The following is an 18,786-nucleotide window of genomic DNA, read 5'->3' on the forward strand; positions in this document are numbered from 1 at the left end:
TGAAGTTTAGTAGTTTTCCTCAGCAGAGTATGTTAAAATAGTAACAAATACATTGTTAAATATGAAACAATCCCAAGTAATATTTAACTTATTCGGATTATTACTTAATTATGTGAGGTGTGTGTTTAATATGAGGGAATCTAAAACTTTACCAAAGGAAACAATTTCTGTAGATGTTCAACCTGGCGATTTCTTATTAGTTATAAGCAAAAGAAATAAACTATCTGCTAACAGCAAAATTACTTTTGATGGCATAAATATTATAGACATTGCAACAAAATACTCTAAAAGGGTAAATAAGACATTTATGTCTTTGATAAAGTCTTACCTAACTTCTTTAAATCCAATAAGAACTGTTGGAAAGCAATGCAGCGAAATTATTTCTGACTATACCGGGTTGTCTATTGAAGAATCAGAGGCTAGATTCAAAGATGCCCTAAATAAGCTTTCTTGTTCTAACATTGAATTTATGATAAGGAGCCTCCCATTTAAATTAGAAGTCTGCGAAAAGCAGAAAATTATGTTTGCATTAGCATTCTTAGTTAAACCAAGGCTTATAATATTAGATAATACAATTTTCAACTTAGAATCAACCGTAAAATCTTATATATTAAAAGAGCTAAAAAAATTAAAAGATGAGAGTAATACGAGTTTGGTGCTTATTTCAAAGAAACTTGATATTACAAATGGATATATTGATAAAATTGCTATTATGTATAAAGGAACTGTAATTGAATATGGAAAAAAAGATTTAATTGTAAAAGATCCTATTCATCCATTTACGAGAACTCTTCTCTCTCCTAAAGACAGTTTGAACTTTAGAGAAATACCCTCAAAAATCTTAAATTATTCTGATTATATGGAAGGCATTAACACTCTACCTAGAACTGGATGTTCTTTTTGTTTAAAATGTAAAAAAGCTTCTTACGACTGTATCTTCATGCCACCTAAAATTAAAAGTGTAGGCGGCGAAAGACAAGTTATCTGTGCAGATTAAAATATTACTACACGGACCAAACCTTGAACTAGATACTGAAAATATTGTGCAGGCTCCGTGGATAGGTATTTTCTAGCTTTAAAAAAGTGCCACCTTATATAAGGTGACACTTTTACCTTTTCAAGCTTCACTTTACTTTTAAAATTGAAACACTTACTTTTCCATTTCGTATACTTGTTACAAATTTAATTGGATAGCTTTTATTGTTCTTAAATTTAAGATCCTTATCTCCATAATTCACAGCTGCATCCTGTCCTCTAGGAACATAGTAAACCTCACCACTATGAGAGTGTCTTTCTATAATTGCCAATCCTGATTGTGCAGCAGCATTGTATAGTGTACTGCTCAGCTGACATATACCTCCACCTACACCTTCACTTTTCTGCCCATTCACTAAAATTCTAGATGTTTTATATCCAGTATCGATATCACGTTTTCCTACTACAGTATTAAAAGAAAAAACTTCTCCAGGACCAAGTACATATCCATTTATCTTTTTAGATGCGGTAATTATATTATCCACTCTATCTTTATCACCATCTAAGATATTTGTACTAAAACCTGCCAATACGGAATCATCTACAGTTTGCTTCTTAACAGGAGCTCTCTTTGGAGCTGGTTTAGGTTCGGGCTTAGGTTCAGGCTTAGGTGCTGGTTTTTGTGGAGGCTCCTGTTTAGGAGCAGTTGGTTCACTTTTTGCTTGCTGCTTAGTATCTATACTTTGGCTAGTATTCGAATTGTTATTTTTGTTACTTACATCTTCCTGCTGAATAGGAGATTTAGTTGATTTACAAGCAGCTAATACAAATATAGTGAAAATTAAGCTTGAAAGTATTATATTAAATTTATTCTTGCGCATCTAACATCACCTCTTAAAGATAATATTTGCTCTTTTATTTAATATAATACTTAATCTTAAATAATAAAAATATTTTAATTATTTACTACATAACATCAAAGTCTTTTTGTATATCAGTTATTCTCCATTTATTATTTTCTTTGCCCACAGTTAAAGTAGCGTTCCACGTATATACCTCAGGAGCAGATGTTACTGCTTTAAAAACTATTTTATACTGCCATGTTGTTTCATCTAAATTTTCTTTTGTTATTTCATAATTTTCAACCCAAGGGCTTGAGAATCCAGTTACCCAAGTGCCTCTTTTTTCAGCTAATACCTTAAACTTTTCTTTTAATGATCTATCAAGTACTACGTATTGAAATACTCCGTTTCTATCTTTAATTCCTTCTGCCCAAAGCTCAGCAACCTTATCTGGTGTTTCTGGTGCATAAAACTCTGCAAATTCTTCAAATAATTTAACCCTACCTTGAAGAGACACCTTTTCTGTATCATATAATGTAACTTTATTTATACTCTTATCATAAATTACATTAAATTTAAGATCTCTTTTTAAGGCATCTTCAGAAATCTGTACTTTGCTATCTTTTATTGTATATTCACCGTTATTAACAACTTCTTTATCCTCAATAAATACGTGTAATGGGTCCTTTGCATATACAAAGCCAAAGGTAAAGGATAACATAAAACCAATAAGTACTAGCATTATTTTCTTCATTTGAGCACATCCTTAAAAATAATAGTTATCTTATTTGTATTTTGCCTCAAAGTTCAAAATTTAATAACATTTATATCCACTTATTTTTATAAATAATAAAGATGGCAGCTATTGCTACCATCTTTCTATTTTAATCCACTCTCGATTACATTATGCAAAATTTCACCTAAGTTTTTTTTCTCTATTTCAGATAATGACTCTATGTATATAGGCTTATGAAATGTCATACTAACCGAATTGCCTCTTACTTTATCTCCTACTTCTAACACTCTATACGTACCATCAATAGTTATAGGCACAACTGGAACATTAGCTTTAAGCGCCATTTTCATACTACCTTTCTTAAATTCCCCCATCTCTGATTTTAGGCTTCTTGTTCCCTCTGGAAAAATAATCATTGAGTATCCTTTTTTTAGGTTCTCTACACCTGTATTAATAGCCTTCATTCCTTCTCTAATATTCTCTCTATCAATATATACACCGTGGATTTCTTTTAACCACCTTCCAAGTAAAGGTATTTTCTTTATCTCTTTTTTTGCAACAAATCCAGTTGTTTTATCTATGTATGCAAGTAAAAGGAAAGCATCGAAAATTGCTTGATGGTTGGAAACAAAGAGACAAGGCCCTTCCGGTACATTTTCTTTTCCTTTTACTATAGTTTTTGTTTTAGATTTTTTCAAAACATGTTTTGACATATTCTGCATCTTTTTATAAGCATACTTATCAGCAAGCTCTAGTGAATTTCTTTTTAAGAAAAACAATTTAATTTTACCAGATACAGTGATCCATAGAAGATAAATTGCAAAATATCCATACCAAAATAATTTATTCATATACTATCTTTAGTAAGAGAAAGCTCTTTATGATGATTAAATCAATCTAATTACTTAACATAACTAAGTTAATTAGCTAAACAGAATTCTTGGCTTCAGGTGGAGTTTTAACTCCATCTGAAGCTTAGAAGTCGTTATCCAGGGACGTAGCCGCTCGAAACGTACACCTTGGAAAGGGGGCGTATTAGAGCGGGTAGTCATCGGATAAATATCTCTCTCACTAAATATTCACCTCTTTTCTTAATTAATTTAACTTATTTTTTATGACTTTGGAATAATAAATTTTACTCCTCGTGGAACTAATTCAAAGTTTATATTTTTTCTTCTTAATATCTCTCCATCTAAATTTAAATTGGTTTCTTCTTTTGAAATTATTTTCACTTTCTTTCCTTTATAAAAACAAACCTCTTTAATTTCATTAACTCTTCCTTTTATGAGCTTTGGAAATAACATTAACATCTTAAATTTACTTAACTTATTAATAACACAAATATCAAGCAAGCCATCTTTTAAATCCGCATATGGCGCTATTTTAATTCCACCACCATAGTATTTACCATTTGCAAAGGCTAATAAAGTACTTTTTATATTAATCTTTACGTCATCAATTATTATTTCCACATCATTACAATTATACTTAAATATTGTTATAATCGCACTTATTATATAAGCCATTTCCCCTGAAATAAATGGATAGCTTTTTATATTCTTTGCATTACTAACAACTTCAGCATCAATGCCTACAGAACCGATATTTATAAAATACCTATTATCTACTTTTACTAAATCTATATCTTCTATTTTACCATTTATCGTATCTCCTAATATACTGTTAGATATGTTTTTTTTGTAAATACTTTTAATAAAATCATTTCCACTGCCATTTGGTATGACCCCAAGACAACTTTCAGTGTTAACCATGCCATTTAAAACTTCATTTAGTGTTCCATCTCCGCCGACTGCATAAACCCTATAATTTTCTTTACTAACATAACTTCTAACTAGCTCAGTAGCATGTCCTGTTTTTTTCGTTATTTCTATAATATAATCTTCGTCAATTTCCTTAAATATTTCCTTAATCTTAGGTATTATATCTAAGGCTTCCCCTTTTCCTGCCTTCGGATTAATAACAAATAGATGTTTCACATTTGTACCTCTTTCATTATATACTGCAGCATTCGTTTTTACTAATATACTTTTATCCTCTTAATATAAATGATAAGCTTATCAAGAACAATTACTGTAAAATCTTTAGCTACTCCTCTAAATTACTTTTCAAAATTCTCAATTGAATTTTTATAAAGTGTATATCCTTTCTTATAACTATTGCACTATAAGAATATTTTTCTATTATGCATTTTATTGCATCATAATATTTCTTTTCAAAAGTGTATAATCTAGTACCGCTTTTATTTGTAAGTGAATATAATCCACCAAAATCCTTTATTATTAAGTTATCCCACTCGTTTATTTGAAAGTTATTATTAGGTATATTAAACAATATACCTCTTGACTTTACTATTTGTAATAATGAATTATATGTTTCATTATTACTTTCCTCTTCTTGTATAAGTTTTTCCTTCAGGCTTGAAAGTTTATCAAGTTTTCCTAATTCATTTTCTAATTTAGCTTGTAAGTTTCTGATTTTGTTATCTAAATTCAAGATCTGCTTTTGCTTAAATTGCCTATATATTTCCACAAGCCTTGATACTACTTCTTTATTTTGACTCATTTTTTTCTCCTTGAATTCGTAATTATATTTAGTATAGAATAACAATATGGAGGATGTCAAAATGAATAAATTTTATACATTAATACAAAACTATTTAACAAAAATAAAAAATTTAACTAAATCTATTATAAGACATTCTGAGGTTTTATTTCAACGTAAGAAAAAAATAGACAATACTTATATTTCAATAAAACAAAGCAAAATAAGAGAAATTAATAATTTACAAACTCAATTAAAGGAAGTGCAACTTAGAAATTCTGCACTAGATAAAGAAGTGTTAGAAATAAAAGTTTCCATAGATAAAAAAATAAATCTTATAGAAAATCTTCAAGATTTAATCACCAAAAGATTAGACTAATTAATAGCTTTTAAAAGGCGTGGAGTTTTATTATAACCCCACGCCTTTCAGCCCTCTCTTAATTTACTAAATTATATCCAAACTTAAAAGCATTAAGATTCATATCTATTGCTTTTTTAGGCACATTATCGGCTATTGTACTTTGCCAAGTTTCTGTTTTAATATCTAAAAACTTAGCTAATATCCCTAATAAAAGAACATTTGATATTTGTTTTTTGCCTAACTTAATAGCCTCATCAAAAGCGTTAACAGCAATAACTTTGTATTTTTCATTTAAGCTTTCAATTTCTTCTTCTGGATAGGGAACCTTTTCCTGTTGTACAGGAGTTGGGTAAAATCTTTTTGTATTCATAATTATTATTCCGTCTTTTTTAAGCACTGAACTCCATCTCAATGCTTCAATCGGTTCTGTAGCTATAACAATATCCCCTTCTCCTGCAGGAATATTAGGTGAGTAAATTTTGTCACCAATTCTAACATTTCCCCAAACCATTCCACCTCTTTGGGATAATCCAACTACATCATTACTCTTTATGTCATATCCATCTTTCATGGCAGCCTGCGATACAATTCTTGTCATAAGAACTAACCCTTGACCACCTACTCCACCAAACATAATATTAGTTATCAATCTTCTCATCCTCCCTATGAATCTTTTCTGATTGCTTAATTGCATTTACAGGACAAACTTGTGCACAGACACTACACCCTACACACATATCCTTATCGATTGACGATTTAAGCTTATCGAATCCCTCATAAGGTATCATCCTAAGAGGAGGACAATTAGTTCTTATACATGATCTACAGCTTATACATATTGAAGGGTCTACATAAAAATGTGGCTTTTCCATATTATATTTTAATGCGCAAGGACCATTTACCACTATGATAGATAAACCGTTATACTCTATTTCTTCTTTAAAGATTTTTTGAGCTGCCTTATAATCATACTGATTAATTTCCCTTACTCTATCAAAACCTATTGCTTCTATTAAGCTTTTAATTTCAACCTTCATGTCATCTCTTTGATTATAAAGCCCGGAACTTGCATTTGGCTGTCCTCCAGTCATTGCAGTAGTCCTGTTATCAAGTACAACAATTGTAATGTTCTCTTCCTCATTTTTTTGGTGCAATAAGTTAATTATTCCCGGTATACCTGAGTGAAAGAAGGTTCCATCACCAATAACTGATACTAAAGGCTCTGATGAATCTCTCATAGAAAAAGCTTTTCTCATCCCCTTTATAATTCCAAGACTAGCCCCCATACTAATTATAGTATTAGACTGTTCAAATGGTGGTAACGCTGCTAAAGAGTAGCAACCGATATCCCCAATTACAATTTTAGCCTTAGACTTTTTTAATATATCAAAGGTTGGTCTATGAGGACATCCAGTACAAAATAAAGGTGGTCGAGATACAGTATCAACAAATCTCTCTGAAGGTATTTTTTTATCACTTAATACACCAGCCTTTAATAAGCCGTCTTCAATGTTGTGCAAGTCAAGTTCGCCAGTAAAATCAAAGTATTTTTTCCCTTCACATTGAATTCCCTTTAATTTTAACTCATTTTCAATAAAAGGCAGCATCTCCTCAAGCACTATAACCTTCTTAAATCTATCTGTAATCTCCTTTGCTTTTTTCTCCGAAATCGGATAAATTAAACCTAACTTCCATATACTAACATCTGGATTTAATTCTTTTAAATTATTATACATTATGCTTGAAGTTATGACTAAAGTGTCTGTATTTGCCTTTATTTCAAGCTTATTTAAATCAGTGTCATATGCATATTGTTCTAGTTTTTCTAATCTCTCACGCATAAAGAATTGTGCTCTTCGTGAACCTGGAGGAATCATACAATATCTATCTTTATCTTTTATAACTCCTTTTGGCTCTACTTCTTTTCTCTCCTCAACAGTTACAACGCTTCTACTATGGCATAGCCTGCTAGTTATACGAAGCATCATAGGTATAGAGAACTGCTCACTTAATTCGAAGGCTTTCTTTGCAAAATCCTTTGCTTCCTGACTATCAGAAGGGTCTAGTATTCCCATATTAGCAAATTTTCCGTAAACCCTATTGTCTTGCTCATTTTGTGAACTTGCAAGCCCTGGGTCATCTCCACTTACTAACAGAAATCCTCCCAAAATTGGAGTTTCAGTAAAGGTCATAAGTGGGTCTGCTGCAATATTTACTCCCACGTGTTTCATAGCAGCCATAGACCTTACTCCCGCAAAAGATCCTCCTATCGCAACTTCTACCGCAACCTTTTCATTGGTTGAAAACTCAGCATAAACTTCTTTGTATTCCTTTGTTTTTTCAATAATTTCAACGGTAGGTGAGCCTGGATAACTAGCTGCTATCTTTCCCCCAGCTTCGTAGAAGCCTCTCGAAATCGCCTCATTGCCGGTTAATACCCTCTTTGTATCTAACTTACTTTCCATCTTGTTTCTCCTTCCATTGCATAGTCCCTTAATTAAACAAAAATAATAATCCAATAATATTGTTTACTAAAATATTCTATGTAATACCATCTCAAAAAAGTATCATCATAAAAATTTTAGAACAACTGTGTTTATCCGATGACTACCCGCTCTAATACCTACACTTTTCTTAAAGTGTAGGCAAAGAGCGGGTACGCCCCTGGATAACGATTTCTAAGTGTCGAAGACACTAAGAACTCTGTTTATCAATAAAAATACTAAATTGATTTGTATTTTCTTATGTTATATACTTAAATATGTCAATAAGAAAGGAGTTAAAATTATTATGGATTTAGAAAAAGAAGTCAAAAGCTCTGAAATAGTTAGTGAATCAGTTTTCAAAAGAAAACTTTTAAAATTACAAAATGATTTTAAAATTGATAGAGACTTTACATTATTTCTTGTAGTAGGTATTTTCTCTGGAATAGCTAGTGGTATTAACTCAACAGTATTCAATAATTTTTTGAGTGATGTGTACAAGTTATCAGCTTCAGCACGAGGTATTGTAGAATTTCCTCGTGAGCTTCCTGGCGCACTTATTATGATAGTATTAGCCTTGCTTTCATTTCTTGGCGATATAAAAATGGCTATAACAGGAATGCTCCTTGCATCATTAGGAATGATTGGACTCGGAATGCTATCCCCTACCTTTACGAGCATGCTTGTTTGGATGATGTTCTTAAGTCTGGGTACTCATATTTTCATGCCTTTATCTGCTGGTATAGGAATGTCCTTATCAGAAAAAGAAAGTTATGGGGCCCGTCTTGGAAGATATAATGCATATAATTTACTTGCAACCATTCTTGGCTATTCGATAATATGGCTTGGTTTTAAATATTTGGGGCTTACTTATAAGTCAGCATTTGTTATAGCTGCGGTATCATATATTTGTGCTGCTTTCTTTCTTGGACTTATGAAATCTCAAAAACCCAAAGTTAAGAAGGTAAAATTTGTACTTAGAAAAAAATATTCTCTTTACTATATTCTTTGCGTAGTCAACGGAGCAAGAAAGCAGATTTTCTTGACCTTTGCACCATGGGTTCTTATTCAAGTATATCATCTTGATCCTCCAACCTTCGCTATACTTGGCTTTATAGTTTCGAGTGTAAGCATACTTACACGTACTATTGTTGGTAATGCTATTGACATAAAAGGTGAACGATTTGTTCTTTCCTTAGAGGCAATAATTTTAATAGTGATTTGTCTTGGTTATGCCTTTGCAGCTGATTTTGCTTCAGCTGGCGTTGCTGCTATCATTATATCAGCATGCTATATAATTGATAACTCTATGAGTGTAGTGGAGATGGCAAGATCGACTTATATAAAGAAAATAGCCCTTGACCCAGAGGATGTCGTTCCTACTTTATCTGCTGGAACTAGCTTTGATCATGTTATTGCAATGTCTGTTCCCTTCTTCGGCGGTATACTTTGGTCAACAATGGGGTATAAATACGTGTTCCTCGTTGCAGCATTTATTGCTTTTATTAACCTGTTCTTGACTATGAGGATAAAAATAAATTAATGTAATTTCTATAATCAAAGCTACTGTTGTATTCTAATACAAGTCAGCTTTGATTTATTTTTAATTAATACAATATTTCTCTTTTTCCTGAATATGTATCCTATAACTGTGTTATTATTAATAATAAAAACACTATAGGAGGCAAATTCTATGAGTTTAAACTGGACTTTAAGAGAACTTTATGAATCATTTGAAAGTGATGACTTTAAAAAAGATATATCCAAATGTGATAATTATATTGAAAACTTCAATGAATGGGTAAAAGCTTCTACTAAGAACCATGATGATACCTTATCAAAACTTGAAGAATATATAAAAAAGGAAAGCTATCAACAATCATTATTTGGCAAACTTTTTGCCTTTTGTCAATTAACTTTAAGCGTTGAGACAAATAACAACCTAGCACTTAAAAATCTTGAAATTTTAGAAGAAAAGTCAGCATCTCTTGCAGAATCAGATGCAAAAATAAAGAAATGGATTGGTCAGATTGATGATTTAGATAATTTTATAGATCAATCGGATTTGCTTAAAGAACACTCTTTTTATTTAAGCGAAATAAAAGAACATAGTAAATACGTTTTGGGAGATAAAGAAGAAGCCGTAATTGCTAAAATGAAAAATACTGGATCAAATTCTTGGGCAAAACTAAGGGATTTGCTAACATCGTCTTTAAAAGTATATATAGAACTTAATGGAGAGAAAAAGCAACTTCCACTAACTGTTATAAGAAATATGGCATATGAAAAAGATACTGAGTTAAGAAAAAAAGCATATATTGTAGAGATAGATTCCTATGAAAAAATTGAAGATGCAGTAGCTGCATGTTTAAATGGTATTAAGGGCGAGGTTATTACTACTTCGAAGCTTAGAGGTTATAATTCTCCACTAGAAGAAGCATTAATTAATTCTAGAATGAGTGAGCAAACCTTGGAAGCTATGATTTCTGCTATGAAGGAAAGTTTTCCGAGCTTTAGAAAGTACTTTAAAAGAAAGGGTGAATTACTGCAAAAAAATGAAGGACTCCCTTTCTATGATATTTTTGCTCCAGTTGGTAAGACTGATATGGATTTTCCTTACGAAAAAGGTAAGAAATTTGTTTACGATAACTTCAAAACCTTCAGTGATAAATTAGCAGAGTATGCAAAAAAAGCTTTTGATAAGAACTGGATTGATGTAAAGCCTAGGGAATGTAAGGTTGGGGGGGCTTTTTGTCACAATATTCATCCTATAGGTGAAAGTAGATTTATGCTTAACTATGGCGATAAATTTGATGATGTAATCACTCTTGCACATGAGCTTGGACATGGGTATCATGGAGAATGTTTAAATGACGAACATATACTAAACAGTGACTATCCAATGCCTATTGCAGAAACTGCATCAACCTTCTGCGAAACCATAGTAAAAAAAGCTGCAGTTAAAAATGCGTCAAAAGAAGAAGCCTTTACAATTCTTGAAAGTGAGATAAGCGACTATGCCCAAATAATTGTAGATATCTATAGTAGATTTTACTTTGAAAGTGAAGTGTTTAAAAATAGGGAACTTAGTTCCTTGTCAGCTTCTGAATTAAATGAAATTATGATATCTGCCCAAAAAGAAGCTTATGGAGATGGCCTTGATGAAAAATACCTTCATCCTTATATGTGGATATGTAAACCTCATTACTACGATGCAGATTATAATTTCTATAACTTTCCTTATGCCTTTGGATTATTGTTCGCCAAGGGATTATATGCCGAATATTTGAAGAGAGGAAAGGATTTTGCAGAGGACTATGATAAACTCCTGAGCTTTACAGGTAAAATGAGCCTAGCTAGCGTAGCTAAACTTATGAATATAGATATAAATAACATAAACTTTTGGAGAAGTTCGCTAAAGATTATAGAAGCTGATATTGATAAGTTCATGGAGTTGAGCAAGAGTTATTTACCCAATGACTACCCGCTCTAATTCTCCCTACTAGTTACATCACTGTCTAAAATGTGCCAGTTAATAGAAATAGCAGATAGCTCGTTAAGCTAGCTATCTGCTATTTTTACATAGTTCAGAAGCTCTCACCCTAGTGTCATGATTATAGTTTTAAGTCTTTTATCTTCTTATTATCAAAGGAATATTGAAAGAAGACGTTACAAAGAAAAGAAATGCAAATGCAATAATCCATGCTAAAATAGGATTTTTATGATGAAGCATTAATAATGGGAATTGAACAAAATTATGTAACAATGACCACCGTAAATTCCAACCGTTATAGTTTCTTTGCATTCCTAGCGATGTAGTAATCAATTCTATTATCATATAAATAATTATCCAGAATAGGATATAAATAATCTGATTATATAACTTTTTAGGCCAGTTAGATAAGTACAATAAGGTAGTAGAAAAAAATATGGTAAATATAACAAATAACTCATTAATAGGACCGACTAAAAAATCAGTTTCAAATCTCCATAGGAGAGTATCGGCAAATACCACATTGTAAATTAAATCTCCAAAGCCAAAAAATAACATGGTAGGATAGTATCTTCTCCAATTCTTTACATCCCCCCATTTGTATGCAATTGTTATCCATGTTAAAGCCATCACGAGGCGTATTACTGTAAATTTCATTTTAGAATCTCCAAAACCTTCTGTTTTATTTTTTAGAAAATATGCTTTTATAATCAATATTCTTTCCAAAAGAATATTAATAAATTCACAGTATAGATTTTAGTCAGAACATAACATTCCTATAGCATTTATCTAACTAAGAATAGTTCAATTAGTTTTTAACCTTTCTATTTCCTCTATAAATTCATCAAAGGTTAATATCCTCTCACTCCCTAAAAAAATTTTTGCACTCTCGTACATTCTCTTATCCTCTGTTACTAGCACATAGTCTTTATTGTTTTCGCAAATGCGGATGAGATTATAATCATTCACAGAAATCTTATTACCATTTACAAAATACATATTCTTTTCATATTTAATACTACCATTCTCTATAATATACTCTTTACTTTTTAAGTCATCCTCATCAATAATATATCTTAGCAATCTCATAAATCTGTCTGAAAGTATAGACGTTCCCTTCAAATTTCTATATTCTTTTCTGGACAATTCACCAGCTATGTCCTTGGCAATTTTAAAATCTATTCCTTCTGTATTTTCTATAATTTCAAGTAGTTTAGGATATCTATTCCATATTGCAATCACTATATTTGAGTCTAACAAGTACTCCCTATTAGCCATTTCTTACCTCTCCTTATATAATCTCTTGTCGAAAAAAAGTAATTTGCTTAAAATTACTTTCTTCCACTTACTGATTGTTCTTGAAACTTAAGAAAAATGGCAGTCCAGCTATCTTCTTTATCATATTTATAGTTAATAAGTACCGCTCCGTCTTGATATCTACCATTTTCTTTGTTAAATTTGTTTCCCTTTATATTTCCTTGATTCATATGAATATCATGAATTCCTTTTGGCCCATACTTTTTAAGAAGTTCAAACTTTTCTTCCCTAGACTCATCTCCCCTGCAGTCGTTTGGATACAAATCTCCCAAAATGTATATATCTGCCTCTTCTTCCTTAGCTTTAAAAATATACTTGTGTATTTTTTCATTTAAATCACTAGTACTAGAAACCTCTTTAAAATCATTTATATTAAATAGGTTACTCTCAATATAATCCAAAACTACCTTACTCTTTAAATTACTTTCTTCTTCATAGTTTAGTACTTCTATTCCATAATTCAATTCTTCTAGTAACTTTAATGAAAATTCTTTCTCACTATCGGTCTTAAAATTCTCCAGAATTAGGTACTCTAGTTTTGTACTTTTTCTTCCTTCATGTGATCTCACGTTGATTTGAACTTCTACATCTCCATTATTTAAATTAATACCTTCCTCACCAATGAATAATTTATTAACTTTTATTTTAAAATGATAATGAAATACTCCTCCTAGCTTCTCATGTTTACAACGGATATTTCCTTCTAATATTTGACTACCTTCGTTTTTAGGAAGCTCGCTGCCAATGCTTGTTATGGTGCTTCCTTTCGCCTTGCAAACAACATATATTGGAATAGCCATCTTTTTCACCCCCAACTATAATACTAATCTTAATCTGCAATACTAATCTTAATCTGCGTGTTAGATTTGCATATAAAAATAAACTGTATTTAAATTTCATATAATTTATTTTTAACTCTGTAATAAAAGCTACTAAGTCCATAATAATTATTATTTGTATCTTCTAAAAACATTATTAGTCTAATAAGTTAATAATATGAAAATAGATATTATTAGTAGCTACTTATTGGATAAATCTATAATATTTTGTCGATTTTTTCTTATAATATAAATGCTACCTTTTGCAAACAATATAATAAACAAGACTAAATTAAACATAACCTAATAAAAATTTTAATGTGAATTTTTAAATTATATTAATTTATGGAGGGAATAAAATGAGTTTCAAAATTAACGATAAAGTTACTTGGGTAGGAAAAATAGATTGGGAACTTCGAACCTTTCACGGCGAAGAATATTCTACACATAGGGGTACGTCATATAATTCATACTTAATCAGAGATGAAAAAACAGTCTTAATGGACACCGTATGGGTACCTTTTTCAAAGGAATTTGTTGCAAATCTGAAGAATGAAATAGACCTTAAGAAAATAGATTATATAATAATGAATCACGCAGAACCAGACCACAGTGGCGCATTAATTGATCTTATGAAAGAAATACCTGACACACCGATATATTGCACAAAAAATGGCGCTAACATAATAAAAGGACACTGCCATAAGGATTGGAACTTTGTAACTGTCAAAACTGGCGACACTCTAGATATTGGCAAAAACAAGTTAACTTTTGTAGAAGCAAGAATGCTTCATTGGCCAGATACTATGTTTACATATTATAATGGTGAAAATATATTATTTAGTAATGATGCCTTCGGTCAGCATTATGCTTCAGAATTAATGTACAATGATAAAGTAGATTCTGCTGAACTTATGCAAGAGGCACTAAAATATTATGCTAATATTTTAACTCCTTATAGTACATTTGTTATAAAGAAGATCGAAGAAGTGTTAGGTTTTAATTTACCTGTAGATATGATTTGCACAAGTCATGGAATTATCTGGAGAGATAACCCTACCCAAATAATAAACAAGTACATGGAGTGGGCACAAAATTATAAGGAGAATCAGATTACTCTGATCTATGATAGTATGTGGAACAGCACCAGAAGAATGGCTGAAGCAATTGCGGAGGGAATTAAATCAGTAGATAATAACGTTAACGTTAAAATATTTAATTCTGCAAAGTCTGATAAAAATGACATCATCACAGAAGTATTTAAATCAAAAGCAATCCTTGTAGGTTCTTGCACTATTAATAATGGTATCCTTTCATCCACAGCAGCTATATTAGAAATGATGAGAGGACTTAAGTTTAAAGAGAAGAAGGCAGCTGCTTTTGGAAGCTATGGTTGGGGTGGCGAAAGTGTCAAGATGATTACAGAGGAGCTAAAGAAAGGCGGCTTTGAAATATTGAATGATGGGATAAGAGAACAATGGAGACCTGGTGAAGACGGTCTAAATAGATGCCGAGAATTTGGAAAAGAAATTATAAGTAAACTTTAATAACTTACAAGTAAAACCTTCAATCTAGAAACCTTGTTAAAGATTGCTTTTAACAAGGTTTCTAGATTGAAGGTCTTTGGTTGAGTAAATAAAAGTAAAAACCACAATTTGTAGGCTTATATTTCTTAGTAAATTCATTTTTCACTCCAACATTCAAAAATAAGTTGTTTTATATACTGTATATATTGGATATTTTATATTCATTACTAATATAGACTACTATTTAATTCAAACCTTAAAAAATATATTCTCCACTCTTGTTAATATATCTAATTTTGCCACTTTGGATAACCTTTGCAACTCCATCGACGAAGCTTGATACCTCATTAAAACTTGGCTCTATGATAAAGTCACAGGACCTGTCAACATAGCCCCATTTTCCATCAATCTCTACTGATATTAAACCTTCACTAATTGAATCTACATTGTCAAACTTCATTGGAATTATTTCTTGACCTTCATTATTAATAAATCCATACTTATCTCCAATAGATACAGCTGCATATCCATCACAAAAATTATCTGCCCAATCATATTTTGGTTCTATTATCATTTCTCCTGTCATGTCTATAAAGCCATACTTATTATTTTTCAGTTCAACAGCTGCTAAACCTTCTGAAAAATCGTTAGCTACATAATATTTAGGCTCTATAACTACATTTCCTTTTTCATTAATATATCCATATTTACTACCTATTCTAACCGCTGCTAATCCTTCTGAAAACTCATTTGCGTAGTCATATTTAGGTTCAATAACAAAATCACCTTTTTTATTTATATAGCCTAATTTTCCTCCTAATTGAACTAATGCTAAATCACGAGTAAAATTAGAAGCATCTAAAAATTGAGGTTCTATTACCATATTTCCTGATATATCTACGTATCCCCACTTATAACCTAACTGCACTGCCGCTAGGCCTTCTGAAAAATCGTTAGCCTCACTATATCTAGGCTCTATTACTAAAACACCTTTATCGTTAACATATCCCTTTTTCCCTTTTAGCTCAACAGTAGCTAAGCCTTCACTAAAATTATAAACGTCATTGTATTCAGGATTAACAACCATGTTCCCTTCTTTGTCTATAAATCCAAAGAAATCCTCAATGCCTACAATGGCTAGATTACCATTAAATTCCTCAGCATAGTCAAATTTAAGTTCGATACAAATTTGACCCTCCTTATCAATGTAACCATATTTACTACCTTTATTTATTGGATAAAGTTTTTTTTGAATATCCATCTTAAATAATCTTCCTTTCTTTTTAGTAATTTATCCGATGACTACCTGCTCTTTAATAATAAACAATATTATATGATTATACTTTATATTTTAATCGAACAATCCACCAGTTTTATTATTTCTTACTGCTTTTTTAGTCTTACCTATATTTTTTTCTGGTCTTAAAGCAGACCCCTGCTTTGAACCTTTTTTCTTCTTTTCCTCAATCAATTTTTTCATCATTTCAATATTTTTATCAGACATCTTTAATCTCCTTACTATACATAAATTAGTTTAACCTGACTTACTCCAAGTAAGCCATGCATTCGCAGCTCTAAAATTCAGATATGGTAAGAGAATCCCTATCTGAATTAAGATCTTGCTTCAATAGTGCATCATTAAATATTATTCCACAAAGTAAAACAACCTATAAGAATAAATTCCTATAGGTTGACTATTACAAACAATATTATCTTCTGAATCCTCTGTCATTGTTTTGTTGCTTTTTAGCTCTTCTACAATCAGCACATCTTTGTGGCTCATTTTCGAAACCTTTTTCTTTATAGAAAGCTTGCTCGCCCTCAGTGAATACAAATTCGTTTTGACAATCTTTACATACTAAAGTTTTATCTGCCATTTTAAACATTTCTCCTTTTTATTTATATATTAAGACTTAAAACAGATTTACTTTATACACCTAAAAAGGGAATGTTTTAATCCTATTAAATCTTTATCGTGTGGTTTATTAAACTCACAACGTATATAATCATAACACACATATAAAATTAAAGCAACACATTTTTCCGAATATTATTAAATATATCTTCAAATATCTTAAATTTCAAATACCCTGATGAATTCACTAAGGTATTTACATATTTTTATCCGATGACTATATAATTTAAAAACTATTTTCCACCTAATGAGCCGTCCCAAGAATCTACCTTAGTATTCTTTTTCTCTTCATCATCAAACCATCTTGTAGTTACAGCCTTTGTTTCTGTATAGAATCTAAATCCGTCCTTACCTAAACAGTGTAAATCTCCAATAAAGGAATTTTTATGGCCTGTGAATGGGAACATTGTTACAGGAACTGGAATTCCTACATTTACTCCAACCATACCGCCATCAGTTCTTCTAGCAAACTCACGAGCATAATGTCCACTTTGTGTGAATATAACAGAACCATTGGCAAATTTATTTTTGTTCATAAGTGTAATTCCTTCTTCAAAATCCTTTACTCTCTTTATGCATAAAACTGGCCCAAATATTTCATTATCTCCTACTGACATTTCAGGAGTTATATGGTCAAGTATTGTAGGTGCAAGATAGAATCCATTCTCATATCCTTCTACACTAACACCACGTCCATCTAGTACTACTGTTGCTCCTTCTTCTATACCTTTTTCAATCCAACCTGTTACAAATTGACTATGTCCAGCTGTTACAACTGGGCCAAGCTGTGAGTCTTTTTCATATGCAGGACCTACTTTAAGTTCTGAAGCATACTGTTTAATAAGTTCTACTAACTTGTCTGCTATGCTTTCTTGAACTACTAAAGTTGAAAGCGCCATGCATCTTTCACCTGCACATCCAAAGGAAGAGTTTATGATTCCACGAGCTGTTCTCTCTAAAGCTGCGTCCTCAAGTACTAGGCCATGATTCTTAGCTTCACATAATGCTTGCACTCTCTTTCCATTAGCTGCTGCAGTAGAGTATATGTGTAAGCCAACAGATGTTGATCCAACGAATGTTATACCCTTTATTTCAGGATGCTTTAAGAAAATCTCAGCTTCATTTCTGCTGCAAGTAACTACGTTGATAACTCCGTCTGGAAGACCAGCTTCTGTCCAAAGTTCTGCACATCTAAGAGCAGTCATAGGTGTCATTGATGATGCTTTTATAACCATTGTATTACCTGTTGCTACACATATAGGTGCCATCCACCCCATTGGCACCATTCCTGGGAAGTTGAAAGGAGCTATTCCTGCAAAAACTCCTAATGGTTCACGATATAAAACAGTGTCATATCCAGTAGATGTATCCATGAGTGATTCTCCCATCATAAAACTAGGAGCACCACAAGCATGCTCAACGCACTCTACAATCTTTAATATATCTCCTCTAGATTCTTCCCATACCTTTCCATGCTCAGTTGCTACCATACGAACAAGTTCCTCTTCATGCTGTAAAACAAGTTCGCGGAATTTATATAAAACCTGTACTCTTTTCATTACAGGAGTCTTTGACCATCCAATATAAGCATCACTAGCTGCCTTTATAGCAAAGTTAACATCTTCTTCAGTACAACATGGAGCCTGTGCAATAACTTCTCCTACACTTGGATTAAATACATCCATATACTTGCCAGTTCTTGACTCTTGATATCTTCCATTAGCATAAAATCCTAATTTTTTTACTTCTTTCATTGTT

The 18,786-nt window shown here is 31.6% G+C and carries 19 protein-coding genes; 5 read left to right on the top strand and 14 right to left on the bottom strand.

Annotated elements, in window-relative coordinates; genetic code table 11:
• Window positions 1-130: 130 nt before the first annotated feature.
• Entirely contained in the window at window positions 131-997 is an 867-nt protein-coding gene (locus AC0N0V_RS14360) for a hypothetical protein (RefSeq protein ID WP_474458717.1), read from the top strand.
• Between the two features lie 127 nt (window positions 998-1,124).
• Here the strand turns inward: AC0N0V_RS14360 and AC0N0V_RS14365 are convergent, their stop codons facing one another.
• The 5 genes from AC0N0V_RS14365 to AC0N0V_RS14385 all read right to left on the bottom strand — a co-directional run bounded on the left by AC0N0V_RS14365 (window position 1,125) and on the right by AC0N0V_RS14385 (window position 5,136).
• Window positions 1,125-1,856 carry a VanW family protein gene (locus AC0N0V_RS14365; RefSeq protein ID WP_474458718.1) on the bottom strand — a complete coding sequence of 244 codons (732 nt, stop codon included), beginning with the start codon at window positions 1,854-1,856 and terminating at the stop codon, window positions 1,125-1,127.
• A gap of 85 nt (window positions 1,857-1,941) precedes the next feature.
• The gene (locus AC0N0V_RS14370) at window positions 1,942-2,571 is read right to left on the bottom strand and encodes a hypothetical protein (protein ID WP_474458719.1); all 630 of its coding nucleotides are present in this window, start codon (window positions 2,569-2,571) and stop codon (window positions 1,942-1,944) included.
• A gap of 125 nt (window positions 2,572-2,696) precedes the next feature.
• Entirely contained in the window at window positions 2,697-3,404 is a 708-nt protein-coding gene (locus tag AC0N0V_RS14375) for a lysophospholipid acyltransferase family protein (protein ID WP_474458720.1), read from the bottom strand.
• Between the two features lie 261 nt (window positions 3,405-3,665).
• Complete coding sequence (locus AC0N0V_RS14380) at window positions 3,666-4,550, bottom strand: diacylglycerol/lipid kinase family protein (RefSeq protein ID WP_474458721.1); 885 nt, start codon at window positions 4,548-4,550, stop codon at window positions 3,666-3,668.
• 109 nt (window positions 4,551-4,659) lie between these two features.
• Window positions 4,660-5,136 carry a hypothetical protein gene (locus AC0N0V_RS14385; RefSeq protein ID WP_474458722.1) on the bottom strand — a complete coding sequence of 159 codons (477 nt, stop codon included), beginning with the start codon at window positions 5,134-5,136 and terminating at the stop codon, window positions 4,660-4,662.
• Window positions 5,137-5,197: 61 nt separating this feature from the next.
• Between AC0N0V_RS14385 and AC0N0V_RS14390 the strand changes: the two genes are divergently transcribed.
• On the top strand, window positions 5,198-5,494 hold the full coding sequence (locus AC0N0V_RS14390; RefSeq protein WP_474458723.1) for a hypothetical protein: 297 nt from the start codon (window positions 5,198-5,200) through the stop codon (window positions 5,492-5,494).
• A 58-nt stretch (window positions 5,495-5,552) separates the two neighbouring features.
• On the opposite strand, the gene AC0N0V_RS14395 is transcribed toward AC0N0V_RS14390, so the two are convergent.
• Both AC0N0V_RS14395 and AC0N0V_RS14400 read right to left on the bottom strand, forming a co-directional pair.
• A complete protein-coding gene (locus AC0N0V_RS14395) occupies window positions 5,553-6,125 on the bottom strand; it encodes an indolepyruvate oxidoreductase subunit beta (protein WP_474458724.1) in 573 nt (190 codons plus the stop codon).
• Entirely contained in the window at window positions 6,115-7,941 is a 1,827-nt protein-coding gene (locus tag AC0N0V_RS14400; protein WP_474458725.1) for a thiamine pyrophosphate-dependent enzyme, read from the bottom strand. Before AC0N0V_RS14400 ends, AC0N0V_RS14395 begins: the two co-directional genes overlap by 11 nt.
• A gap of 325 nt (window positions 7,942-8,266) precedes the next feature.
• On the opposite strand from AC0N0V_RS14400, the gene AC0N0V_RS14405 reads away from it, so the two are divergent.
• Together AC0N0V_RS14405 and AC0N0V_RS14410 are read left to right on the top strand one after the other, a co-directional pair.
• The gene (locus AC0N0V_RS14405; RefSeq protein WP_474458726.1) at window positions 8,267-9,502 is read left to right on the top strand and encodes an MFS transporter; all 1,236 of its coding nucleotides are present in this window, start codon (window positions 8,267-8,269) and stop codon (window positions 9,500-9,502) included.
• Window positions 9,503-9,652: 150 nt separating this feature from the next.
• Window positions 9,653-11,452, top strand: a complete 1,800-nt coding sequence (locus tag AC0N0V_RS14410; RefSeq protein ID WP_474458727.1) for a M3 family oligoendopeptidase — start codon at window positions 9,653-9,655, stop codon at window positions 11,450-11,452.
• Between the two features lie 138 nt (window positions 11,453-11,590).
• On the opposite strand, the gene AC0N0V_RS14415 is transcribed toward AC0N0V_RS14410, so the two are convergent.
• From AC0N0V_RS14415 to AC0N0V_RS14425, 3 genes are all read right to left on the bottom strand, one after another.
• Complete coding sequence (locus AC0N0V_RS14415) at window positions 11,591-12,109, bottom strand: CBO0543 family protein (protein ID WP_474458728.1); 519 nt, start codon at window positions 12,107-12,109, stop codon at window positions 11,591-11,593.
• Window positions 12,110-12,256: 147 nt separating this feature from the next.
• Complete coding sequence (locus AC0N0V_RS14420; RefSeq protein WP_474458730.1) at window positions 12,257-12,730, bottom strand: PIN domain-containing protein; 474 nt, start codon at window positions 12,728-12,730, stop codon at window positions 12,257-12,259.
• Window positions 12,731-12,783: 53 nt separating this feature from the next.
• On the bottom strand, window positions 12,784-13,569 hold the full coding sequence (locus AC0N0V_RS14425; protein ID WP_474458732.1) for a DUF2278 family protein: 786 nt from the start codon (window positions 13,567-13,569) through the stop codon (window positions 12,784-12,786).
• 377 nt (window positions 13,570-13,946) lie between these two features.
• On the opposite strand from AC0N0V_RS14425, the gene AC0N0V_RS14430 reads away from it, so the two are divergent.
• Window positions 13,947-15,134 (top strand): anaerobic nitric oxide reductase flavorubredoxin, encoded by a 1,188-nt coding sequence (locus tag AC0N0V_RS14430; protein WP_474458734.1) that lies wholly within the window; start codon window positions 13,947-13,949, stop codon window positions 15,132-15,134.
• Window positions 15,135-15,369: 235 nt separating this feature from the next.
• On the opposite strand, the gene AC0N0V_RS14435 is transcribed toward AC0N0V_RS14430, so the two are convergent.
• From AC0N0V_RS14435 to AC0N0V_RS14450, 4 genes are all read right to left on the bottom strand, one after another.
• Window positions 15,370-16,374 (bottom strand): WG repeat-containing protein, encoded by a 1,005-nt coding sequence (locus AC0N0V_RS14435; protein ID WP_474458735.1) that lies wholly within the window; start codon window positions 16,372-16,374, stop codon window positions 15,370-15,372.
• 90 nt (window positions 16,375-16,464) lie between these two features.
• Window positions 16,465-16,617: a hypothetical protein gene (locus tag AC0N0V_RS14440; protein WP_474458737.1), complete on the bottom strand. Its 153-nt coding sequence runs from the start codon at window positions 16,615-16,617 to the stop codon at window positions 16,465-16,467.
• Window positions 16,618-16,822: 205 nt separating this feature from the next.
• Entirely contained in the window at window positions 16,823-16,990 is a 168-nt protein-coding gene (locus AC0N0V_RS14445; RefSeq protein WP_474458738.1) for a zinc-ribbon domain-containing protein, read from the bottom strand.
• 271 nt (window positions 16,991-17,261) lie between these two features.
• Window positions 17,262-18,782: a CoA-acylating methylmalonate-semialdehyde dehydrogenase gene (locus AC0N0V_RS14450; protein WP_474458740.1), complete on the bottom strand. Its 1,521-nt coding sequence runs from the start codon at window positions 18,780-18,782 to the stop codon at window positions 17,262-17,264.
• Window positions 18,783-18,786 lie beyond the last annotated feature (4 nt).

It is taken from the genome of Clostridium sp. CS1-1, from assembly GCF_056135525.1.